Source organism: Luteibacter sp. UNC138MFCol5.1, assembly GCF_900110505.1.
In the GTDB taxonomy this organism is placed as follows: domain Bacteria; phylum Pseudomonadota; class Gammaproteobacteria; order Xanthomonadales; family Rhodanobacteraceae; genus Luteibacter.
In genome coordinates, this window is sequence record NZ_FODZ01000002.1 from 57,992 (window position 1) to 80,592 (window position 22,601).

Consider the following 22,601-nt stretch of genomic DNA (forward strand, 5'->3'; position numbering starts at 1 on the left):
TCGCCTCGCCGTGGGCACCGGCGTGCGCCGGTGCGACGGTTGTCGTCATACCGGCGCACGCCGGTATCCACGTCCCCGGTGCATGGTTTTCGCGACCGCGCCTCACACCCGCGCGATACGGCTCCGGTTGCGTCCCTCGTTCTTCGCCTGGTACAGCGCCTCGTCCGCACGTCCCAGCAGCGAATGCAGTGATTCGGGTGCGCGCCACATGGCGACGCCGGCGCTCACGGTGATGCGGATGCGGTAGTCGCCGTGGACGATCACCATGGCGCCGAGCGCGTGACGCGCGCGTTCGGTGATGTCGAGCGCGTGTTCGGCCAGGGCGCCCGGAAGGCAAAGGATGAATTCCTCGCCGCCGAACCGGCCCGCGAGGTCGTCGGCACGGCACATCGAGGAGATCACGCGCATCGTCTCGCGGATCACCGTGTCGCCCGCCAGATGGCCGTAGGTGTCGTTCACCGCCTTGAAATCGTCGATGTCGATGAGGACCACGCTGAACGGGATGCCGTCGTTGGCGGCCCCCTGGCGCACGCGTTCGGCCTGCTCCAGGAACCGGCGACGGTTGAGCGAGCCGGTGAGTTCGTCCGTGCCCGCCAGGTGGTCGAGGCGCTCGTTCGCGGTCTTCAGGTCGCGGGTCCGGGCATCGACCTGGGCCTGCAACAGCTCGGCGCGGCGGCGCAGGTAGAGCGTGCGCAGCGACACCAGCCCGAAGAACACGGCGACGCCGAGCGCTACGCCGAGGAGCAGCGTCCAGGGACTTTCGTACCAGCGCGGCGTGACGACGACGCGCACCGACGTCTCCACCGTGCGCGCGTCGAGGCCGCGCACCGTGGCGCGCAGGCGCAACGTGTAGGTGCCGCTGGGCAGATTCGTGTAGATGGCGCTGGGCGGGATGCCGCGCGGCACCGCGTTCCAGGCGTTGTCGGCCTCGTCCATGCGATAGGCGTAGTGCGTTTCGAGCGGCGCCCGGAAGTCGAGCAGCGCGAAGTCGACGCGCAGGTTGCGTCCGTCGCCCCCGAGCGTGACGGCATCGCCGTCTCCCGGCACCTGGTCCAGCGGCACGGGACGATCGTTGATCGAGACGTGCGTGATGGCGAGGCGCGCCGGACCGGCGACCGGCGCCTCCCAGTAAGGACGGATGACGGTCAGGCCGCCGAGGCCGCCGAACATCAGCTCGCCGCCGGGCGCTTCCGCCGCGGCGCGATGGATGTAGCTTGGAATGCGCAGGCCGTCGCGGATACCGAGATCCGCGACGCGGTGGCTCGCGGCGTCGACCATCGCCACGCCATTGGCCATCGATGCCCACACGCGGTCGTCGTGATCGACCAGGAGCGCGTTGATCTTGGTGTTGGTCAGGCCATCGCGAGCGCCGATGACCCCGAAGTGGAACGGCCCACGCGGCTTGAAGTCGTCGATGTAGGCGATGCCGCCGAAGGTGCCGAGCCACAGGCGGCCGCGCGAATCGAAGGCCATCGAACCCGTGTAATCGTGCGGAAGGCTCGACGGATTGGCCGGATCGTGGCGCAGGTTCACGAAGCCCTTCTCGCCGTCGTACGCGATGCTGATGCCGCTGATCGTGGCGAACCACCAGGCGTCGGGCATGCGCACGATGTGCCGCACCTGATCGCCGACCAGGCTCTTCGGGTCGGCGTCGTCGTGGCGCATCTGCGTCAGCTTGCCCGTGCGCGTCTCGTAGCGGAACAGACCGTCGTAGCCGCCGATGAGCAGGTCGTCGCCGTCGCGCTGCATCGACAGGATCAGCCGCCCGTCGAGGCTCGGGATCATCGAGCTGCGCATCTCGAACGTGTCCGGGTCGATGCGCGATATGCCCTGCGCGCCGGCCCAGATCGAGCCGTCGGGCGCGACCACGAAAGCCTGGACGTCGCGCTCGGCCTGCTCACCGCCCAGTTGCAGGTGGCGCATGGTCCCCTTGGCGAGGTCGAGGACGTCGACGCGGCCCATGCCGAGGCCGAGCCAGACGCGACCACGCGGATCGACGAACACCGCGTGCACGTTGGCGTTGGAGAGCGTGTGCGACTCCAGCGGCGACGGCAGCACCGAGAACACCTTGCGCCCGTTGGGATCGTAGTGCGCGGCGCCGAGTTCGGTGGCCACCCAGATGTTGCCCGAGCTGTCCTGGAAGATGTCGCGCGTGATGTCGCCCGGCAACGACGACGGCATGGCGGCGTCGTGGCTCAGCGTGCGCAACTGGCCCGTGACGGAATCGTACGTGACGACGCCCGCGCCGTCGGTCGCGGCCCAGAGCACGCCTTGCGCCGTTTCGTGGAAGGCCCGCACCGTGCGCCGGCGCGCGAGCCCGTTCTTGCCGGAGAAGCCGGGCACCAGGTGCCCCTGCCCGCTGGCGTCGATGAAGATCGCGCCCGACTGCCCGGTGCCGACCCAGAGGCGCTCGTGGCTACCCTGCAACAGCGCCCAGACCTGGTCGTGGAGAATCTCGTCGACGGCGGAATCGGTGGAGCGGACGCGGGTGAAACGGCCACCCGGCTTACGGACGAAGAGCCCGTTGTCCGTGCCGGCCCAGAGGTTGCCGGTCTTGTCCTCGCTGACCACGAAGGTACGCGCGACCATGTCCTTCGCGTCGCCGTCCTGCATCGACTCGCGGGTGATCTTTCCCGTGGCGAGCTCCAGCCGGTCGACGCCGCTTTCGGTGGCGATCCAGAAGCTGCCTGGCTGACGCGCCCGGGCGATGGCGAAGATCTTGCCGTTGGAGGTGCCGCCCGGCCCGATCGGATAGACATGGAAACGCATCGATACGGGATCGAAGCGGACGAGGCCGCCCGCGTTCGTGCCGATCAGCAGGCCGCCGTCCGGCAGCGGCATCAGCGCCCGCACGTAGGAGTCGGGGAGCACGGCGCCGGCGTAGGAGTCGGGCTCCTGGCCGAACACCTGCATGCGGTAGCCGTCGTAGCGGACGAGGCCGCCGAACGTGCCGATCCAGATCAGGCCTCGCGAGTCCTGCACGATCGCCGTGGTGGTCGAGTGCGGCAGGCCGTCCGTGACGCCGACCGTATCGAACCAGGCCGACTCGTAGACCGCCCACGGGTCGACACCGACCGGCGACGTCGCCGGCACGGCCGTCTGCGCGGACGCGGTGGCGACGAACACGCAGCACAGCCAGCCCAGAAGGGCGACCAGACATGCTCGATGACGCGGAGGACGAGCGGGCCGCGTGAGGCGGTCAGCCGGCATAGGCCACGGTCGGGTCGAGGTACCGCGTGAACGCGTCGGCGGTCATCGGACGAGCGAAGAAATAGCCCTGGCCGATGTCGCAACCGAGGTCGCGCAGCCAATCCGCCTGCGCCTCGGTTTCGACGCCCTCGGCGATGGTGCGCATGTTGAGCTTCTTGGCGAGGCCGACGATGGCCTCGGTGATCTCGCGGTCGGCAAGGTTCAGCGTGCTGCCGCGGACGAACGACTGGTCGATCTTGATCGTGCCGACGGGCAGCTCGCGCAGGTGGCTCAGGTTCCAGTAGCCGGCGCCGAAGTCGTCGATCAGGAGGTCGAAACCGTGCGAGCGCAGCTTGACCAGCTGGCGCATGGTTTCTTCCGGCTGACGCATCGCCGTGGATTCGGTGAGCTCGAAGCGGATACGGGTCGGGTCGACGCCGTAGGAGCGCACCGCGCGATGCAGCGTGTCGACGAACGCCGGCCGGCTCAGTTCGTGCATCGAAAGGTTGATGGCCACGTAGTCGACGACCGTCCCCGAAGCGTCCCATGCCAGCACCTGGTTGAGCACCGAGCGCAGCACGTATTCGCCGAGCGCGTGGATCAGGCCCGAACGCTCGGCGATCGCCACGAAGACGGACGGGGGCACGTCGCCGCGCGTGGGGTGGTGCCAGCGTGCCAGCGCTTCGACGCCGGCAAGGCTACCGTCGCGCAGGTTGCGCTTGGGCTGGTACTCGACCGAGAGCTGGCCGGCCTGCAGCGCCTCGCGCAGATCGACCGTGAGGGCGAGCCGCTCGCGCGCCAGCTCCAGCATCCCTTCTTCGTAGAACCGGAAATCGGCCTTGCCGGTTTCCTTCACCGCGTACATCGCCGCGTCGGCGTTGCGGATCAGGGTCGACGCCTGCTGGCCGTCCTTCGGGGCGACGGCGACGCCGATGCTCGGGCTGACGGCCACCAGCTGGCCGGAAACGCTTACGGGTTTCGAGACCAGATCGAGCACCTTCCGGCAGACCCGGACCAGGTTCTCGATGCCGCCGTACGCCTGCACGACCACGACGAACTCGTCGCCGCCGAAGCGGGACACGGTGTCGCGCGCCCGCACGCTGCTGCGCAGCGACGACGCGACGGCACGCAGGAAGACGTCGCCGGCCTCGTGGCCGAGCGTGTCGTTGATCGACTTGAAGCCGTCCAGATCGATGAACATCACGGCCAGCGAGTCGCCGTCGGGCGACGCCAGCGCCTGCTCGAGTTCGCGCATGATGAAGGCGCGGTTGGGCAGACCCGTCAGGGTGTCGTGGTAGGCATGGAAGGCCAGCGCGCGGCTGGCCTGCTCGCGAGGATCCTCGAGGCGGGCATGCAGGCGGCGGCGCTGCCCCAGCAGCCAGCCGATGGCGACGGCTGCGAGGGCGCAGACGGCCATCAGGGCGAGGAGCCACCCCAGCCCGGCCCCGCCCGTGCTGAAGGGCGTGCAGGCCGACCCGCCGCCGGCCCCGAACAGGGACCCGCGCGCGCAATTCGATGCGGCGATGAAGCCGCTCTCGACGCTACGATGTGTCAGCACGCCACGCTCCGGCCCGGATCACGGGACACGTTGCCGACCGGCGCGCATGGCGACCGACCCGCGGATTCTACGAAATGCCCAAGGGCGACACCGGCAGGCCTGCGATCGGCCCGGACGCTATGCCACTTGTCCCCAGGATTATCGGCCATCACCGCCCTCGACTTTAGGTCATGCGACGAATTCCGCTGGCGTCTTCACATTTCATGAGACGCCGTCTCCCGTCCCGCATGATGCTGCGTCCGAGAAAAAACGCAATGCGCCGGTCCCGGAACGGCGACCGGCCGGGCTGCGTCCTTCAGGGTGCTGGCGCCGCGAGGTAGCGATCGAACCAGGCCAGGGCCCGGGCGAGGACGTCGCGGCGGCTGGCATCGCGGGCGAATCCGTGGCCCTCGCCGGGGTAGACCACGAGCGAGGTGGGCACACCCTGGGCCCGCAGCGCGTGCCAGAACTCGAACGACTGCGGCGCCGGAGTCTCGGCGTCGCGCTCGCCGACCACGACGAGGGTCGGCGTCCTGACCTGCTTGATGAAGTTGATCGCCGAGCTCTTGGCGTAGACGGCCGGATCGTCGTAGACCGAGGCACCGAAATAAGGCTTCATCCACTGGTCGATCAGGTTCTGGCCGTAGTAGCTCTGCCAGTTGGAGATGCCGGCGCCGGCCACCGCGGCGCGGAAACGCTGCGTCTGCGTCACGCCGAACATCGTCATGAAGCCGCCGTAGCTCCAGCCGGTGAGGCCGAGACGGCGATCGTCGACCGGGTGGTTCTTTTCGATGGCGTCGACGCCGGCCAGCACGTCGCGCAGGTCGCCATAGCCGAAATCCTTGCGATTGGCCTGCACGAAGGCCTCACCCTGCCCGTAGCTGCCGCGCGGGTTGGGCATGAAGACGAAATACCCCAGCGCCGACAGCGGGGCGCCGCCGTAGCCGACGCCTGGCCAGCGCGGGGTCACCGCCGCCGCGGGGCCACCGTGGATCGAGACGATCATCCCGTAGCGCTTCTTCGGATCGTAGTTGGCGGGATACAGCAGCCAGCCCTGGACGTCCTGCCCCTCGCTCTTCCACGCGATCGACTCGGCCTTGCCCCACGAGGGCTTCAGTCCGGCGTTGAACGCCGTGACGGCGGCCGGGGCCGCCTGGCCCGACAGGTCGGCGACCTGCACCTCGTTCGCCTTATCGAATGAGCTGGCGGCGAACGCCGCCTTCGCCCCGTCGGCGCTCAACGAGAGCGACATCGACAGGCGGCCGTCACCGATCGTCATCGGCACCTCGAAGAGCGTCGTGGCGGTCGCGGCGCCGCTCGCCGGCAGGTCGTAACGCGAGACCCGGCTGGCGCCCGCCGCGTGTTCGCCGACGATCAGGCGATCCGCCGCCGTCCAGGCGAGCCACGCCGGCGTCGTCCGGATGCCCGGCGTGACGTCGACCGGCGCGGCGCCACCGGCGGCAGGTACCGTCCAGATGTCGCCACCGGTGGAGCCCTGGTCGCTCATCAGGCCGCCGATGAACGCGATGCGTGATCCATCTGGCGAGAAGCGCGGCACCGCGACCTGCAGGTTCTTCAGGGGACCGGTCAACGCCGTGGTGTCAACGATCGCCGTCGGCTTCCCATTGGCGGTCGCCGGCTGGACGTACAGCTTCGCGATCCACCAGTTGTTGTCACCGGGCGGCTCGGCGGCGACGTACGCGATCCGCCCGCCGTCGCCGGAGAAGGCGAATTCGTAGACGTGCAGCCCCGCCGGCGTCAGCGTGCGCACGGCCCCGCCGCCGACGTCGACCGTGGCCACCTGCTGAACTTCGATGCCTTCGACGCCGATCTCGCCCAGCTGCGGCTTCGCGGCTGCCGTGGCGCTCGCGCGGCGGGTCGCGTTCGGCACGTAGAGGAACCCGAGCGCCTTGCCGTCCGGACGCCACTCGACCCCGTCGACGTAGCCCGTGAGGTGCGTGATGCGTTGCGGGGGCGCCTTGCCCGCGATGTCGGCGACATGGATGTCGTTCTGCCTGCCCTCTTCCACGCCGGGCGCCTTGCCGGCGCAGTCGGAGAGGAACGCGAGGTGCCGCGAATCGGGCGCCCAGACGGCGCCGGTCTCGCTGCAGCCCTTGCTGGCGGTGACGCGACGGGCGTTGCGTCCGTCGGCATCGGCCATTTCGAGCACGGGCTTGCCGTTGGTCTTCACCGTCCAGGCGAGGTGCTTCGCGTCGGGCGAGAGGGAGACGGAGCCGATGCTGCGAACCTTGCCGAGCGATTCGAGGATCGCGGCGATCCGCGGGTCTTCCTCGGTCTTCGCCGGTGTGTCGGCCTGGGCCACGCCCGCGCATGCCAGCGCGACGGCGGCGACGATCCACTTGGTACGCATCGATGGGTCCCGGTCTCTGATGGAAACCCAAAACCTAACACGTACCTGAACGAGGATGTAGGAGCGCGCCCTGCGCGCGACATCTTTCGATGACAGACCACGAGCTGGCGCCGCAGCTTGCCGGCCGCGCGAAAAGATGTCGCGCGCAGGGCGCGCTCCTACCGCCCCGTGACGCGATCGACCATGTGCTGGCTCAGGCCAACAAGTGCGCGTACTCGGGATTGCGCCGGAACCACGTCGCGGCATAGCTGCACGCGGGCGTGATCTTCCAGTGCTTCGCCTCGGCGGTCTGCACCGCGAACTTCGTCAGCAGCGCGGCGATGCCGCGGCCCCCGACCGGCGAGGGAACGCCCGTATGGGTGATCACCATCGTCTTGTCCTGCAGCCGGTATCCCACCTCGCACTCGTAGCCATCGACGACCGCCCTGAACACCTGGTTCGCCTCGTCGTGGATGATTTCCAGCGGTTTGGCCACGTCGCTCATCGTTCTCTCCGGCATGGGGTCATGTGCCAAGCATGCGCGTCTCCGGCGGCCGACGCCATCCACGTGGCGCAAACGCCGCGGGCGTAAACTGCCGTACGTTCCGGCCCCGCGGCCGGTGATTTCCTGCGAACCGCGAGGCCACGACCGCACGTGCTGACCATCCACGAGCAAGGACAGAGCGGGCCGCCCGCGCCATGGAAGCCGGGCATGGGACGGCCCGATAAGCCGATCTGGATCGATCTGTTCGATCCGTCGCAGGACGAGCGTGCCTGCGCCGCCCAGATCACCGGCCTCCGCATCCCGGAGCGCGGCGATGTGGACAACCTGGCGCTGTCGAGCCGCATCCGCACCGACGACGACGCGATGTACCTGTCCATCCCCTATTTCGCGGACAGCGCGAACGGGCACAAGGCGGCGCCGGTCGGCATCGTGGTGACGGACCGCGTGCTGATGACGCTGCGCTTCGCGCCCTCCCCCGCCTTCGATCTCGCGAACGAAAGCTGCAACGTGCACCGCTGGGAATCCAGCGCGGACGTCCTGGCGACGCTCATCGAAGCCATCGTGAACCTCGCCGCCAAGCGGATGGAAGACGTCTCGGCCGACCTGAAGAAGCTTTCCGACCGCATCTTCACCCGCGAACGCATCGGCACGCCGGCGCTGCGCAACTGCATGCTCGAGGTCGGCCGCCTCGAGGGCGAGCAGGCGCGCAACCGCTCGTCGATGCTGGGCGTGCAGCGCATCGTCTCGTTCGTGCGCGCGAAGAAACCCGACTGGATGCCCGACGAGGTGGAGCTGCGGCTGCGCGTCGTCGACCACGACCTGCGCACGCTCGACGAGTTCGACGACCAGCTGACGAACAAGCTGCAGTTCCTGCTCGACGCCAGCCTGGGCTTCATCAGCACCGACCAGAACCACGTGATGAAGGTGCTCACCGTCACCTCGGTGGCGACGATTCCTCCCGTGATCCTCGCGGGCATCTGGGGCATGAACTTCAAGCGGATGCCCGAGCTCGACTGGACGTTCGGCTACCCGCTCGCGCTCGGCGCCATCGCGCTGAGCATCCTGCTGCCCGTGCTGTTCTTCAAATGGCGGGGCTGGCTGTCGGGCGACTGACCATGGGAGCGTTCGGCCATCTCCTTCGACCGGCCGCGGGCCCCATCCGTCGCTGGGTGCTTTCGGCGTTCCCGCGTCCGCAGACCGGCGCCATCGACTACGACCATCCCGCGGGCGATCCCGGCCTGTTCGGTCCCTCCAGCGTCACCTGGCGCGTGCATGCCGACTTCTGCGGCATGCTGGCGGGCGGCCTGTGCGCGCTCTACCTGCAGACGCTGCATCCGCGTGCACTGGCCGGCGTCTGGGATCATTCCAACTTCCGCGAGGACCTCGTCGGCCGGCTGCGACGGACCACCGCCTTCGTCGGCGGCACCACGTATGCTCCCACCGCCGCCGCGCAAGGGATGATCGAGCTCGTGCGGCGCATCCACGCGCGGGTCCGCGGGAGCGACGAAGCCGGCGTGCCCTACGCAGCCGACGACCCCGACCTGCTCACCTGGGTCCACGTCAGCGAGATGTCGAGCTTCCTCGCGGGATATCGGGCGTATGGTCCGCTAGACGTCCCCGCCCGCGTCGCCGATGCGTATCTGGACGAGACGCGCCGCGTGGCCGAGGCACTCGGCGCGCGCGACGTGCCGGGTTCCGTGGCGGCCCTGGACGCGTACATCGACCATGTCCGGCCGACGCTCGTCTACGGCGAACGCTCGCGCGTCGTGCTCGACGTCCTGGCGCGCCTCGACCTGCCGGTACCCCTGGCGGGGCTTTCCCGCGACGTCTTCCTGCACGCCGGCGCCGCGTTGTTGCCGCCCTGGGCGAACGAGCTTCTCGGCCGGTCGGAGCGCGACCTCCGCAAGGCGCGGCTGGCATCGGCGGCGCTACGCCGCATGGCGCCCCTGTTCCGCGCCGCGCTCACCGAAGGCGTCGCCTCGCGCTCGTGCCGCAGGGTCGGCGTCGATCCCGGAATTCTCGACCGCTGGCCGGCCGCCCTTTAACGCACCCGTTCACGTTTGTTAAGACCACCGACTGCGACCTCCTTCACATTTCCTTACATCCGACCCGGTTTTCCCCTAAAGTTTCCGGCTGGACCGCCGTAATTACTTGCTGGGGACATGCCAGTCGGGGTTCGGCAGACATGCACACCGGGGCGCGATCCGGCCCGACTTCGGGGGAGGTGGTAAGTGCGAATCCGTAACGTCAGTCACATCGTCAGCCTGGGAACGCTCCCGACATGAGAGCGCCCTGGCATGCCCTTGCCGGCGTGATGCCGGAGTCGCGCCTGCTCGCGTCCGTCGCGGAGTTCACGCACCACCGGGACATCGACGCGCTGGACCATAGCGTGGTCCTCTCGCTCGCCGAACTCGTCTCCGTCAACAGCGTGACGTTGTGCAAGCGCGGCGACGCCATGAACCACCCCGTCGAGTCGATCGTGGTGTGCTCGCGCAAGCCGGACGGCGCGTTCGTGGTCGAAGCGATCGATCCCATCCGCGAGGGCGATCCCATCGATACCATCGTGTGCGCGATGGAGATGCTCGAGGCGATCAGCGACGTCACCGACGACGGCATCAGCCGGCTCGTCATACCGATCCAGCGCGACAACGCGGCCATCGGCGCGCTGATGCTCGAATCCGAAGATGCGCTCGACCACGTCCGCACGATGGTCGAGGGGTTCGCGCGCATCTATGGCAACTACATCGCCCTGCTCAACGACAGCGAGCGCGACAAGCTCACCGGCCTGTACAACCGCCGCAGTTTCGAGCAGCGCCTGCAGCGGCTGCTGAAGCTCCAGCGCCAGCGCGCGCGGGGCCCATCCGACGACGGCGTGCCGGGTGACCGGGTATCGCAGCTCTACCTCGCCATCCTCGACATCGACCACTTCAAGCGCATCAACGACACCTACGGCCACGTGTATGGGGACGAGGTGATCCTGATGCTCGCGCAGCAGATGCGCGCGTGCTTCCGCTCCAGCGACGTGCTGTTCCGCTTCGGCGGCGAGGAGTTCGTCGTGCTGCTCGCCGCGCAGGACGACGCGGAGGTTCACGACGTCCTGGACCGCTTCCGGACGTTCGTCGGCGCCCACGCCTATCCGCAGGTCGGACACGTGACCGTCAGCGTGGGCTATGCCCGCATCACGGAGCACGACTACCCGGAGATCGTGCTCGATCGCGCGGACAAGGCGCTGTACTTCGCCAAGCAGCACGGTCGCGACAGCGTGCACGGATACGAAACGCTCGCGGCGCTCGGCGAACTGAGCGCTCCGGTGGCGCTGGGCAGCATCGACCTGTTCTGAGTGCGGCCTCAGGCGGGCTGGCGATGCGTCACGTAGCGGCGCCCGCCGGCCTTGCCGCCCGGGCGGACGCGGAAGGCCAGGCTGATGCGGGGCCCGACCGTCGTCCGCGTCTTCGGGATGCCGTGGTCGTAGTGGAACTGCGTGGCGTAGCTCATCGTCAGCAGGCTGCCGGCTTCCATGTCGAGGTCGAAACGCCGCTTCGGCGGCTCGCGCTCGCGCAGGGTCATGCGGCGCGTGGCGCCGAGCGACAGCAGCGCGATCGGCGCGCCCTCGACCAGCTCCTCGATGTGATCGTTGTGCGGCGCCACGCTGTCCTGTCCGTCGCGATACAGGTTCAGCCCGACCGACGTGTACGCGATGCCGCTGCGCGCGATGACGATGGCGGCGGCTTCCGCGATCGCCGAAGGAAGGCCGGCCTCGTCCAGCGCGTAGTGCTGCACCAGACGCGGCACGGCGACGTCGCGTCCGTACATGGCCCGGCGCTGCGCCTCCCAGGGAATCTCCGCCTGCAACGACGCGAACCAGTCCGCGGCCTGCCCGGGCGGGACGACGCCGGGCTCGTACGCGAACCGCCCGTGCTCGTCGTCGACGATCACGAGCGGTCCGGAGGCGAAGAGCCCATCTTGCGACATGGCTTCCTTACTTGACGACGCCGCAGGCGATGCGGGCACCGCCGCCGCCGAGGGCTTCGGGCTTGTCGGAGTAATTGTCGCCGCCCGCGTGGATCATCAGCGCGTGGCCCTTGAGCGTGGCGAGCGACTTCAGGTTCGGCGCGGTGACGGCGGTCGTATCCGTGCCGTCGGCACCCACGGTGATCTTCGGCAGGTCGCCCTCGTGGCCGGCGGTCGAGTCCGGGCCTTCGTGCTTGCCCGTCTTGTTCGGGTCGTAATGGCCGCCGGCGGCGAGCGCCGCGCCCTTCTTGCCGTCCTTCTCGCCCGGCGCGCAGCTCGGCTTCTCGTGCAGGTGGAAGCCATGCTCGCCGGGCGGCAGGCCCTTCAGGTCGGGCGTGAAGACGAGGCCACCGGCGCTCTCGGTGACCGTGACCTTGCCGACGGAGGCGCCCGCACCGTCGGCGGTGACGAGCGTCAGGGGGACGACCACGCTCTTTTCGGCGGCCTGGGCGGCGACGCAGACCACGAGCCCGGCCAGGGCAACGGCGATTCGTTTCATCTTGCACACTCCTTGGGGTCGAAAGACTTCCCGATACTGCATCGGGTGTGCACGAGGCGTCCATAACAAAAGCGGCGCACGGTGCGGAAGCGCGCGCCCTGTCGATGCGCGACTCAGCCCGGCGGCTGGAAGATGCGGGACGTGTCGTCGGCGTCGAGCAGGCGCCATTCGCCGGCCGGGAGGCCGTCGAGGGACAGACCGCCCACCGCCACGCGCTCGAGGGTCTCCACGTGGTTGCCGACCGCGGCGAACATGCGGCGGACCTGATGGTAGCGACCCTCCGTGAGCGTCAGGCGCGCGCGGCGCGGGCCGAGCACGTCGAGGCGCGCGGGCTCCAGCGGATCCGTCTCGCCGTCGAGCATCAGCGTGCCGGCGGCGAACGTCGCGCCTTCGTCGCCGCGCAGGTCGTTCGCGAGCGTCGCCTCATAGACCTTCGACACCGAGGCTTTCGGCGAGATGATCCGGTGCAGAAGCTGGCCGTCGTCGGTGAACAGCAGGAGGCCGGACGTGTCGCGATCGAGGCGTCCCACGGTCGAGAGCACCGGATTGCGCGCGGAGAAACGCGGCGGCAGGAGTTCGTACACCAGCCGGCCGGCATCCTTGCGCGAGCACGTGTAGCCCACGGGCTTGTGCAGCATCAGGAGCATGCCCTGCGGCGGATCGAGCGGCATGCCGTCGACGCGTACGTCGGCGTGCTCCCGCTTGTCGTCGGCATAAAGCACCTCGCCGGTCGCGTCGGTGACCGCTCCCTCGCGGAACATGTCCGCGACCTGACGACGGCTGCCATAGCCGAGGTTCGCGAGGAGGCGTACGAGTTTCATCGGCGGGGTTCCCTTGCTTCGACGACCTTGAAGCCGTCCTTTTCGATCACGGTGCGCACGCTGGCGAAGCACGCGTCGAGCGTCGCTTCGTAGGCGAGATGACGATTGGCCACCATCCAGAACCGGCCGCGCGCCGTCAGAGCCTTCGCGGCGGCGGCGATGAACGCGCGGCCGAGCGCCGGATCGTCGGCGCGTCCCTGGTGGAACGGTGGATTGGAGACGATCACGTCGTAGCCGGTGTCGATGCCCCGCGTCACGTCGTGCCAGCGCACGGATGTCGCGATGCCCCGGCCCGTCCTCGCGACCGACGCCGCGATGTTCGTGCGTGCCGGCCCGAGGGCACGCGCTTCGGCCTCGTAGAGATCGACCGCGGCGATGCCGGCGCAGCGTTCGACGAGCGTGCACGCGAGGTAGCCGAATCCGGCACCGAGGTCCGCCGCCCTGCCGGCGAGATCGTCCGGCAGTACGCTCGTCAGGAGCGCCGAGGCGCGATCGACCCGGTCCCAGGCGAACAGGCCGCGGCGACCGACGAAGCGACCCTCGTCAATCGGCAACGGCTCGTCCAGCGCCAGCCAGCGTTCGAGCAGCGCCGGATCGGGCGTCGCGCCGGGCCGCGTCCAGAACACGCGGCACTTGTGCTTGGAGAGATCCGTCACGTCGCCGGCCAGCAGGGCGAGGTCGGCTTCTGCCGTCTTCGCGCCTTCGGCGTTCGGCACGCTGGCGACGACGATGCCCTTCGCATCGACGTGCGCCATCGCCTGCGCGAACAGCGCGCGCGACTCCTCACGCTGCCGCGTAGGCAGGACCATCACGAGGCGGAAGCGGCCTTCGGGGATCTCCGCCGTGGTAGTAAAGCCCGAGCGCTCGAGCGCATCCGCCGCCGGCAGGAACGACTGCTGCAGCGTCCATCCCGGGCGGCGCGCTTCGCGCAAGGCGAAGCCGTCGCGCGCGCGCAGGATCAGCACGCCGCCGTCCGCCGGCCAGGCGAGATCGCCGGTGGCGAACGGTACGAACAGCGCGTCGAGCGCGTCATCGGAAGCGGTACCGGCGGACAACGCGGCGAACCTCGGGGTATCGGGAAGCCCGCTATTCTAGCGAAACCATCGCGGACGAGCCGCCGCGCCGATCAATCCTGCTCGGGCAGCACGCTGATTTCCTCGTCGCCGATCGTGACCACCTGCCCCGCGCGCACCTTGTACGTCTTGCGCAGCTCGACGGCGCCGTCGACGGAAACCAGGCCGTCGGCGACCAGATGCTTACCCTCGCCGCCGCTCGACGCGATGCCGGTGAGCTTCAGCAGCAGGTTCAGCTCGACGTAGTCGCCCTCGAGGCGGAATTCATGGAACGGCATGGGCGGGGAAACCGGAGGAGAGGAAGGGCGTCATTAGAGCGCAATTCGGCCGCCGATGTTGAGCAGCAGGAATTCGTCGCGCGACAGGCCCGCCGCGTCCAGCGCCTCGCCGAGCAGCCGCGGCGGCTCGTCCAGCGCGTCGTCGGCCAGCTCGAAGGCGCCCCAGTGGATCGCGATGGAGCGCCGTACGCCGACCTCGCGATGCAGCTGCACGGCCTCCGCCGGGTCGACATGCTGCGCGCGCATGAACCAGCGCGGCGCGTAGGCGCCGATCGGCAGCGCCGCGAGGTCAATGGGCCCCATGCGCTCGCCGATCTCGGCGAGCCGTTCCGAGTAGCCGGTGTCGCCAGCGAACCAGAAGCGGAACCCGTCCCGCGCCATCACCCACCCGCCCCACAACGAACGGTTGCGGTTCCACAGCGTGCGCGCGCTCCAGTGACGCGCCGGAACGAACGTGAACGTGGCGCCGCCGACGTCGGTGCTGTCCCACCAGTCGAGTTCCCGGACGTTCTCTATGCCACGCCGCGCGAACCAGCGCTTCAGGCCGAGCGGCACGAGGAACACCGCCTGCGGGAAGCGGCGGGCAAGCGCTCGCACGCTCGCGGCGTCGAGGTGATCGTAGTGATTGTGCGAGAGCGCCACGACGTCGATGGGCGGCAGCCCCGCCACGTCCACGGGCGCCGCGGTCCGCCGCTGGGGGCCTGCGAAAGAAAGCGGAGAGGCGCGACGGCCGAGGACGGGATCGGTCAGCACCGTGACACCGCCGTGGCTCACCAGCATCGTCGCATGGCCGAGCCACCATGCCGCGTCGGCCGCGCCGTCGAACGTGGCGCGTTGCCACCAGCGACGCGAGAACGCCTCGTAGCCTTCCTCCGGCGCACGGGGGAGGCGCTGCTCCTTGCGCTCGCGCCGCCAGCGCTGGAGATCCCCCTGCCCCCGCGTTTCCGGCTCGGGATTACGGAACCCTTCCGGGGTATGGTGCGGCTTCGACGGATCGTAGTGCGGATTGGTCCAGGCCATTCGACGCCTTTGTGGATGACGGGTCGGAATCATCAGACCTGCGGCCCGCCATCCCGGCGTTCAAGGCGTCAGTCCACTTCGACGCGACGCACCTGCGCCAGCCAGTCCTCGAGGTTGTAGTAGTTGCTGATGCGCGTGATGCGACCGCCGGCCACGTCGAAGAACGCGCCGCCCGGTAGCACGTACGACTGGCCCTGGGCGAGCGGAAGACCCTCGTCGGTGGCCTTGTACTCGCCGTGCACGACGTACTCGGCGGCGGCGCGGGTGCCGTCCGCGTTCGCCATGACGACGATGTTCCTCAGCTGCTCGCTGTAGCTCACGTTCATGCGCTGCAGGAACGCGCCGAAGCGGTCGCGACCGGTTTCCCGGCCGCCTTGGTTGATGTCGTGCGCCACGTGCTCGTCGAGCAGCGCCAGCATGCCCGCCCAGTCGCCGCGGTTGAAGGCGTCGTAGTAACGGCGGATCAGGTCGATCGTTTCGTTCATCGAAGGGCTCAATAGATGATGACGGAGCGGATGGCCTTGCCCTCGTGCATGAGGTCGAAGGCGCGGTTGATGTCGTCCAGCCCCATCGTATACGTGATCATCGGGTCGATCTTGATCTCGCCACCCATGTAGCGGTCGACGTAGCCGGGCAGCTCGCTGCGGCCCTTCACGCCGCCGAAGGCCGAACCGCGCCAGACGCGGCCCGTCACCAACTGGAACGGACGCGTGCGGATCTCCTGCCCCGCGCCGGCCACGCCGATGATGATCGACTCGCCCCAGCCCTTGTGGCAGCACTCGAGCGCGGCACGCATCACGTCCACGTTGCCGATGCACTCGAACGAGTAGTCGACGCCGCCATCCGTGAGGTCGACGATGACCTGCTGGATCGGGGTGTCCGGGTAATCGCGCGGGTTCACGAAGTCGGTCGCGCCGAGCATCTTCGCCATCTCGAACTTGGACGGGTTGGTGTCCACGACGATGATGCGGGAGGCCTTCGCCATCACGGCGCCCTGCACCACGGACAGGCCGATGCCGCCCATGCCGAAGACGGCGACCGTCGACCCCGGCTCGACCTTCGCGGTATTGAGCACGGCGCCGATGCCGGTCGTGATACCGCAGCCCAGCAGGCAGACCTTGTCCAGCGGGGCCGCCTTGTCGATCTTCGCCAGCGAAATCTCCGGAAGCACGGTGTACTCGCTGAAGGTGCTGGTGCCCATGTAGTGGAGGAGCTGCCGGCCGCCCTGCGAGAACCGGGACGTCCCGTCCGGCATCAGGCCCTTGCCCTGGGTCACGCGGATCTTCTGGCAAAGGTTGGTCTTGCCCGAGCGGCAGAAGCTGCACTCGCCGCATTCGGGCGTGTACAGGGGAATGACGTGGTCGCCCGGTTTGAGCGTGGTGACGCCCTCGCCCACCTCCTCGACGACGCCGCCGCCCTCGTGCCCGAGGATGACCGGGAACGCGCCCTCCGGGTCGGCGCCCGACAGCGTGAACAGGTCGGTATGGCACACGCCGGTCGCGACGATGCGGACCAGCACCTCGCCGGCCTTCGGTCCCTGGACGTCGATCTCTTCGATCGACAGCGGCTTTCCGGCTTCCCAGGCGACGGCGGCACGAGACTTCATGGTGGTTTTTCCTTGGACGAGAGGAGTGGCGACGCCGGTCAGAAGACCGGCCGGACCGTCGATTCTATCGACGCGCGCCGGTGGGGCGAAGGGCCCATACGGCCGCGCATTGGCGAAACCGACCCAGTTGAGTTAAACTAGGGTTAACGGATACCCCCCAAGCGGCGAACGAAAGCCCACGGTAAGGATCCGATCGAGGACACCGATCACGCCGATCGGGAATTTCTTTGAACCTTTTGCTTACAACCGCTGTCAAACCTTTTGTTCCTCGCGAGGCCTTGTAAAGCCACGGGGCGCCCATACAAAAGGGCTTAACGAAACTCGGTAGTTCAGAAATTCGGCCCTGTGACGGCGTGACGAAAGACTAACGAACCGATTGTTCACCAAACGAAACGGACCAGATCCGCGGCGCATCTTTCTTGGAAGATCCCGACGGCGTAAGGTCCACGCCACGCCAGAGACCGGCGGCGCTGGCGCCAGAGAATCGATGCAACCGGTCATTGCGACTGGGAGAAACGACCATGAACGAACTGCGTAACGAATTCGGCATCTCGACCTACGAACTGGCTACCGGCAACCGTGCCGAAGCCAACAGCGGTTTCGACCTCTTCGGCGGCGAGATGGATGGCTACGACTGGCTGGGCGAAGTCGCCAGCCGTCTGAGCGGCGACGCGGTCTGAACCAGACCGACCTCGCGCACCGAAGGCCCGCCTGACGGCGGGCCTTTCGTTGTCAGGACGCCCTGCGCGCCCTTGTTTTAGCCGCCTTCCGGGCGGCGGTCTTCCTCACCGACGCACCCTTCGTCCGTGCCGCCTTCTTCGCCGCGGCCGACCGGCTGGAGGCCGTGCGCTTCGCCGCGCTCTTCCGTCCCTGCGCCGAAAGGGCACGCTTCGAGACCGACGAACTCCCTTCCCGCTTGAGCGCGCGGGTGCTCGCCTGCGAACGCGTGGCCGACTTCTTCCCCGTGGCCCGTTTGGCCGTCGCTTTCCGTGCAGCCGTTTTCTTCGTGGCGGTCTTGCGGCCCGCGGATTTCTTCGCCGTCGCCTTCTTGCCCGTGGCCTTCTTTGTCGCGGCGCGCGAATCCTGGGTCGCCTTCTTCTTTGTGGCCTTGCTGGCCGTCTTCGACGGCTTCGCCTTCACGCCGTCGCGCCTGGCCTTCGAGAGGCCGATGGCGATCGCCTGCTTCGCCGAGCGCGCGCCATGCTTGCCTTCGCGCACATGCTCGATTTCCTCGCGCACGTACTCGCCGGCCTGCGTCGAGGCCGACTTTCCTTCGCGCTTGTCCTTGCGTGCCCTGGCGGTGGTTTTCTTCTCAGGCATGGTTTCGTTCTCCTCCGTGCCGGTGGACTCAGGGAATGCGGATCGCGAGCGCCTCGGGCGCCTCGGGCGCCTCGGCCGGCGGCGTGCCGTCGTCTTCCGGCGTATCCGGGTGGGCCGGACGGTCCTGGGGCCGGTCGATGGACGGATTCTCGCCGGGCATCTCGGGCCGCGGCCGCGTCGGGGTTTCGTCGGGAATCACCGGCGAGCGGCCGGGTGTCTCGGGTACGAGCGGGCTTTGCATCGCGTGGGTCGCCGTAGGTGTCGTCGGCGATGAGACTGCGCGGGGATGTGTGATGTATCCGTCTGTCCGGCGTCACGCCAGCCCGAACACCTGCGCCACCAGCCAGACGTTGGCGCAGGAGATCACGACGAACAGCAGCCACGCGGCGACCGACACCAGGCGCGTGTTGGCGAAATCCCCCATCAGCGTGCGGTCGTCCGTGAAACGGATGAGCGGGTACATCGCGAACGGGAGCTGGATGCTCAGCACCACCTGGCTCGCGATCAGCAGCTCGCCGATGGCGCGGTCGCCCATGGTCACCACGCCGATGAAGGCGGGAACGATCGCGAGACCGCGCGTGATCAGACGACGCTGCCAGCACGGCAGCTTCCAGTGCAGGAAGCCGTCCATGATCACCTGACCGGCGATCGTTCCCGTGAACGTCGAGCTCTGGCCCGACGCGAAGAGGCCGATCGCGAAGGCCACGGCCGCGACGGTCGTACCCGCGATGGGCGCGAGCAGCTCGTAGGCGTCGCCGATGTCCGCGACGTCGGTGCGTCCCGTGCCGTGGAACGCGGCGGCGGAGACGATCAGGATCGCCGCGTTGATCAGCAGGGCGAGGCTCAGCGAGCCGATGGTGTCGACGCGCGTCAGTCGGATCGCGTCGCGCTTGCCCCGGATACCGGTCACGGCACGCGTCTGCACGACGGACGAATGCAGGTAGAGGTTGTGCGGCATGATCGTGGCACCCAGGATGCCGATCGCGAGGTACAGCGGCTCCTGCGTGGAGACCGCATGCAGGGACGGCACGAAGCCCGCGGCGACCTGCGTCCAGTCCGGCCCCACGAGGAACAGCTGCACGACGAAGCAGATGCCGATGGTGCCGACGAGCCCGAGGATGATCGCCTCGACGCGACGGAAACCCCTGCCCTGCAGCCCGAGCACGATGAAGGTGTCCAGCGCGGTGAGCGCCACGCCGACTGGCAGCGACACGCCGAAGAGCAGCTTGAACGCGAGCGCGCTGCCGAGCACTTCCGCGAGGTCGCACGAGATGATGGATATCTCGGCGAAAACCCACTGGAGGCGCCCGACGACTTTCGGATAGCGCTCGCTCGACAGGCGCGCGAGGTCCTTCTGCGTGGCGATGCCGAGGCGCGCGGCGAGGCACTGGAGCATCATCGCCGCCAGGCTCGAGAGGAGCACGACGAAAAGCAGGCGGTAACCGAAGCGCGAGCCGGCTTCGATGTCGGTCGCCCAGTTGCCGGGATCCATGTAGCCGACGGACACGAGCAGCCCGGGCCCCGCGAACCGGAGCGCCTTCTTCCACCATGGCAGGTCGGCGGGGACGACGATGGACCCCGCCACTTCGGACGGGCAGAACGGCGCGGTGGCCGTCTTGGGGAACGGGAACATGGTGCCATCGTAGCGGGATCCGCCCATCGCGTATGCACCTTCCCGCGACGCCGGTTGCACGCCCGTGCTCTGACGATCGGTGTTTTGCCGGAGAGACCGTCATGACGCTCAAAGCCCTTGGACTCAACTGCACGCTCGCGCCGTCGCCGAAACCCTCCTCGTCGCAGAAGCTGCTCGACCAGCTGTTCGACGCCCTGAAGAAGCGTGGCGTCGAGACCGAGAGCCTTCGCCTCGTGGACCTCGACATCAAGCCGGGCGTGAGTCATGACGAAGGCGGTGGCGACGAATGGCCTAAGGTGCGCGAGCGGATCATGGCCAGCGACATCCTCGTGATGGTCACGCCGATCTGGGTCGGGCAGCCATCCAGCATCGCGAAGCGCGTGCTGGAACGGCTCGACGCGATCCTCGGCGACATCGGCGACGACGGGCGTTACCCGACCTTCGGCAAGGTGGCGATGGTCGGCGTCGTCGGCAACGAAGACGGCGCGCACCACGTCTCGGCCGAGCTCTATCAGGGTCTCGCCGACTTCGGGTTCACCATCCCGGCGGGAAGTTCCGCGTACTGGGTCGGCGAGGCGATGGGCTCGACCAATTACATCGACCTGAAGGAGACGCCGGAGAACGTCGCCAAGACGATCGAGACGCTCGCGTCGAACGCCGCCCACCTCGCGGGCCTGCTGAAGGCCTCGAACTATCCCGCGCCATTGAAAGGCGGGTGAACGACGGCGCACATGCGCTTCACGTTCCTGTAAGCCCGGAACCTCTTACATCGGCACCCTGCGAACGACGCAGAACCAGACAGGAGAACACCATGGACAAAAACCGCACCGAAGGCATGAAACACGAAGTCAAGGGCGCCGTGAAGGAAGTGGTCGGCAAGGTCACCGGCGACCACACGAAGCAGGCGGCCGGCAACATCGAAAAGAACGCCGGCAAGGTCCAGAAGGAAGTGGGCAAGGCCGCGGACAAGGCGCGCGACGCCGATCGTCGCCATTGATGAAGAAAGCCGCGGGAGCCCAGGCTCCCGCGGCTTTTTCTTGCCTGGTAGGAGCGCACCTGGGCGCGATCGGGGGTTTGCCGCAATTCCCCATCGCGCCCAGGTGCGCTCCTACGGCTTACGCATCACGTGCAACCGCGGACTAGGAAGATCAGCAGCAGCACCGGGATGGGAATGCCGAGGATCCAGAGCAGTATGTAGCCGATGGCGCCTCGCTGCTTACCGGTAACCGGGGTGTTTTCGTCGTTCATGCGATGTCCCTCCCTTGCGTGGATTTGCGCCAAGGGTCCGTGCGGGAACGTGGATCGGGCGTGACAACGGCGACACGAAGATTTTCGCAACGACATCGCCTTCGCAGGTCGTGCATTATTCCGGCACGGTCCCCGTCGAAGGAAACACCATGTCCCGACTTCGTCCCACCCTCCTCTTCCTCGCACTCACGGCGGCTGGCGGCACGCACGCCGCCACCGTGATCCGCGGCGCGACGGTGATCGACGGCACCGGCGCGGCGCCGATGCGCGACGTGACCCTCGTGATCAACGGCGACCGGATCTCCCTCATGGGCCCCGGCCTGCGCGCGAAGATGCCCGCCGATACGAAGGTTGTCGATTACACGGGCAAGACGATCATCCCGGGCATCATCTCCGATCATTCGCACGTCGGTTCGGTCGACGGCACGCGGAGCGGCCTTCCCGCGCTCTACAACCGCGACAACATCCTGCGCCAGCTGAAACAGTGGCAGGCCTATGGCGTGACCACGGTCACCTCGCTCGGCGTGAACGTGCCGGCCGTGTTCTATCCGTTGCGCGCCGAACTGCATGCCGGCAAGGCGCCGGGCTCCGATCTGTTCGGCGCCGACCGCGGCATCGGCGTGCCCAACGGCGCGCCGCCCGCGAAGATGATGAAGGCGGGACCCGACCAGCTCGACCGCCCCGGGACGCCGGATCAGGCGCGGGCCGCCGTCGACGCGGCCGCCGGCCGGGGCACCGACCTGATCAAGATCTGGCTCGACGACTTCAACGGCAGCCTGCCGGTGAAGATGAAGCCGGAGATCTGGCGCGCGGTGATCGCCGAGGCGCACGCGAAAGGATTGCGCGTCGCCGCGCACGTCTATTACCTGGAGGACGCGCGCCGCCTGGTCGACGACGGCGTCGACATCCTCGCGCACGGCGTGCGCGACCAACCCGTGGACGCGGGCTTCGTCGGGGCGATGAAGCGCCACGGCACGTGGTACGTCGCCACGCTCGACCTCAACGAGGCCGCCTACATCTATGCCCGGCATCCCGCGTGGATGGACCGCCCCTTCTTCACGCACGCCGTGCAGCCGGACCTCGCGCGCCAGTTCGCGGATCCCGCCTGGCGTGACCGTGTCCAGGGCGACGGCGCGACGAAGACGAACGAAGACGCCCTCCAGGTGAACCTGAAGAACCTCAAGACGCTCTACGACGCGGGCGTGAACATCGGCTTCGGCACCGACTCGGGCGCCATGCCCTTGCGCATTCCGGGCGTCGCGGAACATCGCGAGCTCGCGCTCATGGTCGACGCCGGCCTCACGCCGCTGCAGGCCATACAAGTGGCGACACAGCGCGCGGCCGCCCTGCTCCGCCTGGACGATCGCGGCGTCCTCGCCAACGGCAAACGCGCGGACTTCGTGGTGCTCGACGACGATCCGTCGAAAGACATCGAGGCCACCACCAGCATCCACGCGGTCTGGGAACGCGGCCAGCAGGTGTCGGGACCGGTGGCGTCGTTCAGGCCTTGA

23 protein-coding genes are annotated in these 22,601 nt (G+C 68.4%); 7 read left to right on the forward strand and 16 right to left on the reverse strand.

Annotated features, from left to right (window positions below; genetic code table 11):
* Nucleotides 1-102: 102 nt before the first annotated feature.
* The 4 genes from BMY69_RS04690 to BMY69_RS04705 form a co-directional block, all read right to left on the reverse strand.
* On the reverse strand, nucleotides 103-3,126 hold the full coding sequence (locus tag BMY69_RS04690) for a ligand-binding sensor domain-containing protein (RefSeq protein WP_255364463.1): 3,024 nt from the start codon (nucleotides 3,124-3,126) through the stop codon (nucleotides 103-105).
* A gap of 73 nt (nucleotides 3,127-3,199) precedes the next feature.
* Complete coding sequence (locus tag BMY69_RS04695; RefSeq protein WP_090175693.1) at nucleotides 3,200-4,747, reverse strand: putative bifunctional diguanylate cyclase/phosphodiesterase; 1,548 nt, start codon at nucleotides 4,745-4,747, stop codon at nucleotides 3,200-3,202.
* A gap of 295 nt (nucleotides 4,748-5,042) precedes the next feature.
* Nucleotides 5,043-7,097, reverse strand: a complete 2,055-nt coding sequence (locus BMY69_RS04700) for an alpha/beta hydrolase family protein (RefSeq protein WP_090175695.1) — start codon at nucleotides 7,095-7,097, stop codon at nucleotides 5,043-5,045.
* A gap of 193 nt (nucleotides 7,098-7,290) precedes the next feature.
* The gene (locus BMY69_RS04705; RefSeq protein WP_090175697.1) at nucleotides 7,291-7,581 is read right to left on the reverse strand and encodes a GNAT family N-acetyltransferase; all 291 of its coding nucleotides are present in this window, start codon (nucleotides 7,579-7,581) and stop codon (nucleotides 7,291-7,293) included.
* A gap of 207 nt (nucleotides 7,582-7,788) precedes the next feature.
* On the opposite strand from BMY69_RS04705, the gene BMY69_RS04710 reads away from it, so the two are divergent.
* From BMY69_RS04710 to BMY69_RS04720, 3 genes are all read left to right on the forward strand, one after another.
* Nucleotides 7,789-8,694 (forward strand): CorA family divalent cation transporter, encoded by a 906-nt coding sequence (locus tag BMY69_RS04710; protein WP_090175699.1) that lies wholly within the window; start codon nucleotides 7,789-7,791, stop codon nucleotides 8,692-8,694.
* 2 nt (nucleotides 8,695-8,696) lie between these two features.
* Nucleotides 8,697-9,626 carry an oxygenase MpaB family protein gene (locus BMY69_RS04715; protein ID WP_090175701.1) on the forward strand — a complete coding sequence of 310 codons (930 nt, stop codon included), beginning with the start codon at nucleotides 8,697-8,699 and terminating at the stop codon, nucleotides 9,624-9,626.
* A 236-nt stretch (nucleotides 9,627-9,862) separates the two neighbouring features.
* Nucleotides 9,863-10,921 (forward strand): GGDEF domain-containing protein, encoded by a 1,059-nt coding sequence (locus BMY69_RS04720; protein ID WP_090175702.1) that lies wholly within the window; start codon nucleotides 9,863-9,865, stop codon nucleotides 10,919-10,921.
* 8 nt (nucleotides 10,922-10,929) lie between these two features.
* On the opposite strand, the gene BMY69_RS04725 is transcribed toward BMY69_RS04720, so the two are convergent.
* The 8 genes from BMY69_RS04725 to BMY69_RS04760 all read right to left on the reverse strand — a co-directional run bounded on the left by BMY69_RS04725 (nucleotide 10,930) and on the right by BMY69_RS04760 (nucleotide 16,889).
* The gene (locus tag BMY69_RS04725) at nucleotides 10,930-11,553 is read right to left on the reverse strand and encodes an alpha-ketoglutarate-dependent dioxygenase AlkB (RefSeq protein WP_090175704.1); all 624 of its coding nucleotides are present in this window, start codon (nucleotides 11,551-11,553) and stop codon (nucleotides 10,930-10,932) included.
* 7 nt (nucleotides 11,554-11,560) lie between these two features.
* On the reverse strand, nucleotides 11,561-12,091 hold the full coding sequence (gene sodC, locus BMY69_RS04730; RefSeq protein ID WP_090052979.1) for a superoxide dismutase family protein: 531 nt from the start codon (nucleotides 12,089-12,091) through the stop codon (nucleotides 11,561-11,563).
* 113 nt (nucleotides 12,092-12,204) lie between these two features.
* A complete protein-coding gene (locus BMY69_RS04735) occupies nucleotides 12,205-12,912 on the reverse strand; it encodes a pseudouridine synthase (protein ID WP_090175705.1) in 708 nt (235 codons plus the stop codon).
* Nucleotides 12,909-13,967, reverse strand: coding sequence for a class I SAM-dependent methyltransferase (locus tag BMY69_RS04740; protein WP_090175707.1), 1,059 nt, complete (start codon nucleotides 13,965-13,967; stop codon nucleotides 12,909-12,911). Before BMY69_RS04740 ends, BMY69_RS04735 begins: the two co-directional genes overlap by 4 nt.
* A 71-nt stretch (nucleotides 13,968-14,038) precedes the next feature.
* The gene (locus BMY69_RS04745) at nucleotides 14,039-14,263 is read right to left on the reverse strand and encodes an RNA-binding S4 domain-containing protein (protein ID WP_090052974.1); all 225 of its coding nucleotides are present in this window, start codon (nucleotides 14,261-14,263) and stop codon (nucleotides 14,039-14,041) included.
* A 33-nt stretch (nucleotides 14,264-14,296) separates the two neighbouring features.
* Nucleotides 14,297-15,283 carry an MBL fold metallo-hydrolase gene (locus BMY69_RS04750; RefSeq protein WP_090175708.1) on the reverse strand — a complete coding sequence of 329 codons (987 nt, stop codon included), beginning with the start codon at nucleotides 15,281-15,283 and terminating at the stop codon, nucleotides 14,297-14,299.
* A gap of 68 nt (nucleotides 15,284-15,351) precedes the next feature.
* Nucleotides 15,352-15,768 carry a ketosteroid isomerase-related protein gene (locus tag BMY69_RS04755; protein WP_090052971.1) on the reverse strand — a complete coding sequence of 139 codons (417 nt, stop codon included), beginning with the start codon at nucleotides 15,766-15,768 and terminating at the stop codon, nucleotides 15,352-15,354.
* Nucleotides 15,769-15,776: 8 nt separating this feature from the next.
* A complete protein-coding gene (locus tag BMY69_RS04760; protein WP_090175710.1) occupies nucleotides 15,777-16,889 on the reverse strand; it encodes an S-(hydroxymethyl)glutathione dehydrogenase/class III alcohol dehydrogenase in 1,113 nt (370 codons plus the stop codon).
* 521 nt (nucleotides 16,890-17,410) lie between these two features.
* Here BMY69_RS04760 and BMY69_RS19540 point away from each other — a divergent pair.
* Nucleotides 17,411-17,569, forward strand: a complete 159-nt coding sequence (locus tag BMY69_RS19540; RefSeq protein ID WP_177191077.1) for a hypothetical protein — start codon at nucleotides 17,411-17,413, stop codon at nucleotides 17,567-17,569.
* A gap of 52 nt (nucleotides 17,570-17,621) precedes the next feature.
* Here the strand turns inward: BMY69_RS19540 and BMY69_RS04765 are convergent, their stop codons facing one another.
* The 3 genes from BMY69_RS04765 to BMY69_RS04770 form a co-directional block, all read right to left on the reverse strand.
* Nucleotides 17,622-18,209, reverse strand: a complete 588-nt coding sequence (locus BMY69_RS04765; protein WP_090175711.1) for a DNA-binding protein — start codon at nucleotides 18,207-18,209, stop codon at nucleotides 17,622-17,624.
* Nucleotides 18,210-18,237: 28 nt separating this feature from the next.
* On the reverse strand, nucleotides 18,238-18,450 hold the full coding sequence (locus BMY69_RS19240; RefSeq protein ID WP_143070386.1) for a hypothetical protein: 213 nt from the start codon (nucleotides 18,448-18,450) through the stop codon (nucleotides 18,238-18,240).
* A 72-nt stretch (nucleotides 18,451-18,522) separates the two neighbouring features.
* Complete coding sequence (locus BMY69_RS04770) at nucleotides 18,523-19,842, reverse strand: Nramp family divalent metal transporter (protein WP_090176885.1); 1,320 nt, start codon at nucleotides 19,840-19,842, stop codon at nucleotides 18,523-18,525.
* A gap of 101 nt (nucleotides 19,843-19,943) precedes the next feature.
* On the opposite strand from BMY69_RS04770, the gene BMY69_RS04775 reads away from it, so the two are divergent.
* Nucleotides 19,944-20,561 carry a flavodoxin family protein gene (locus BMY69_RS04775; RefSeq protein ID WP_090175713.1) on the forward strand — a complete coding sequence of 206 codons (618 nt, stop codon included), beginning with the start codon at nucleotides 19,944-19,946 and terminating at the stop codon, nucleotides 20,559-20,561.
* 92 nt (nucleotides 20,562-20,653) lie between these two features.
* Nucleotides 20,654-20,839: a CsbD family protein gene (locus tag BMY69_RS04780; RefSeq protein ID WP_090175714.1), complete on the forward strand. Its 186-nt coding sequence runs from the start codon at nucleotides 20,654-20,656 to the stop codon at nucleotides 20,837-20,839.
* Between the two features lie 125 nt (nucleotides 20,840-20,964).
* Here BMY69_RS04780 and BMY69_RS19835 read toward each other — a convergent pair whose 3' ends face one another.
* Nucleotides 20,965-21,090 (reverse strand): hypothetical protein, encoded by a 126-nt coding sequence (locus BMY69_RS19835; protein ID WP_255364464.1) that lies wholly within the window; start codon nucleotides 21,088-21,090, stop codon nucleotides 20,965-20,967.
* A 149-nt stretch (nucleotides 21,091-21,239) separates the two neighbouring features.
* Here BMY69_RS19835 and BMY69_RS04785 point away from each other — a divergent pair, with 149 nt between their 5' ends.
* Entirely contained in the window at nucleotides 21,240-22,601 is a 1,362-nt protein-coding gene (locus BMY69_RS04785; protein WP_090175716.1) for an amidohydrolase family protein, read from the forward strand.

Bases quoted from the DNA above. Each gene is read 5' to 3' on its own strand.
- BMY69_RS04700 (WP_090175695.1), bottom strand. From the start codon at position 7,097: ATGCGTACCAAGTGGATCGTCGCCGCCGTCGCGCTGGCATGCGCGGGC.
- BMY69_RS04705 (WP_090175697.1), bottom strand. From the start codon at position 7,581: ATGAGCGACGTGGCCAAACCGCTGGAAATCATCCACGACGAGGCGAAC.
- BMY69_RS04710 (WP_090175699.1), top strand. From the start codon at position 7,789: ATGGGACGGCCCGATAAGCCGATCTGGATCGATCTGTTCGATCCGTCG.
- BMY69_RS04715 (WP_090175701.1), top strand. From the start codon at position 8,697: ATGGGAGCGTTCGGCCATCTCCTTCGACCGGCCGCGGGCCCCATCCGT.
- BMY69_RS04720 (WP_090175702.1), top strand. From the start codon at position 9,863: ATGAGAGCGCCCTGGCATGCCCTTGCCGGCGTGATGCCGGAGTCGCGC.
- BMY69_RS04725 (WP_090175704.1), bottom strand. From the start codon at position 11,553: ATGTCGCAAGATGGGCTCTTCGCCTCCGGACCGCTCGTGATCGTCGAC.
- sodC (WP_090052979.1), bottom strand. From the start codon at position 12,091: ATGAAACGAATCGCCGTTGCCCTGGCCGGGCTCGTGGTCTGCGTCGCC.
- BMY69_RS04735 (WP_090175705.1), bottom strand. From the start codon at position 12,912: ATGAAACTCGTACGCCTCCTCGCGAACCTCGGCTATGGCAGCCGTCGT.
- BMY69_RS04745 (WP_090052974.1), bottom strand. From the start codon at position 14,263: ATGCCGTTCCATGAATTCCGCCTCGAGGGCGACTACGTCGAGCTGAAC.
- BMY69_RS04750 (WP_090175708.1), bottom strand. From the start codon at position 15,283: ATGGCCTGGACCAATCCGCACTACGATCCGTCGAAGCCGCACCATACC.
- BMY69_RS04755 (WP_090052971.1), bottom strand. From the start codon at position 15,768: ATGAACGAAACGATCGACCTGATCCGCCGTTACTACGACGCCTTCAAC.
- BMY69_RS04760 (WP_090175710.1), bottom strand. From the start codon at position 16,889: ATGAAGTCTCGTGCCGCCGTCGCCTGGGAAGCCGGAAAGCCGCTGTCG.
- BMY69_RS19540 (WP_177191077.1), top strand. From the start codon at position 17,411: ATGAACGAACTGCGTAACGAATTCGGCATCTCGACCTACGAACTGGCT.
- BMY69_RS04765 (WP_090175711.1), bottom strand. From the start codon at position 18,209: ATGCCTGAGAAGAAAACCACCGCCAGGGCACGCAAGGACAAGCGCGAA.
- BMY69_RS19240 (WP_143070386.1), bottom strand. From the start codon at position 18,450: ATGCAAAGCCCGCTCGTACCCGAGACACCCGGCCGCTCGCCGGTGATT.
- BMY69_RS04770 (WP_090176885.1), bottom strand. From the start codon at position 19,842: ATGTTCCCGTTCCCCAAGACGGCCACCGCGCCGTTCTGCCCGTCCGAA.
- BMY69_RS04775 (WP_090175713.1), top strand. From the start codon at position 19,944: ATGACGCTCAAAGCCCTTGGACTCAACTGCACGCTCGCGCCGTCGCCG.
- BMY69_RS04780 (WP_090175714.1), top strand. From the start codon at position 20,654: ATGGACAAAAACCGCACCGAAGGCATGAAACACGAAGTCAAGGGCGCC.
- BMY69_RS19835 (WP_255364464.1), bottom strand. From the start codon at position 21,090: ATGAACGACGAAAACACCCCGGTTACCGGTAAGCAGCGAGGCGCCATC.
- BMY69_RS04785 (WP_090175716.1), top strand. From the start codon at position 21,240: ATGTCCCGACTTCGTCCCACCCTCCTCTTCCTCGCACTCACGGCGGCT.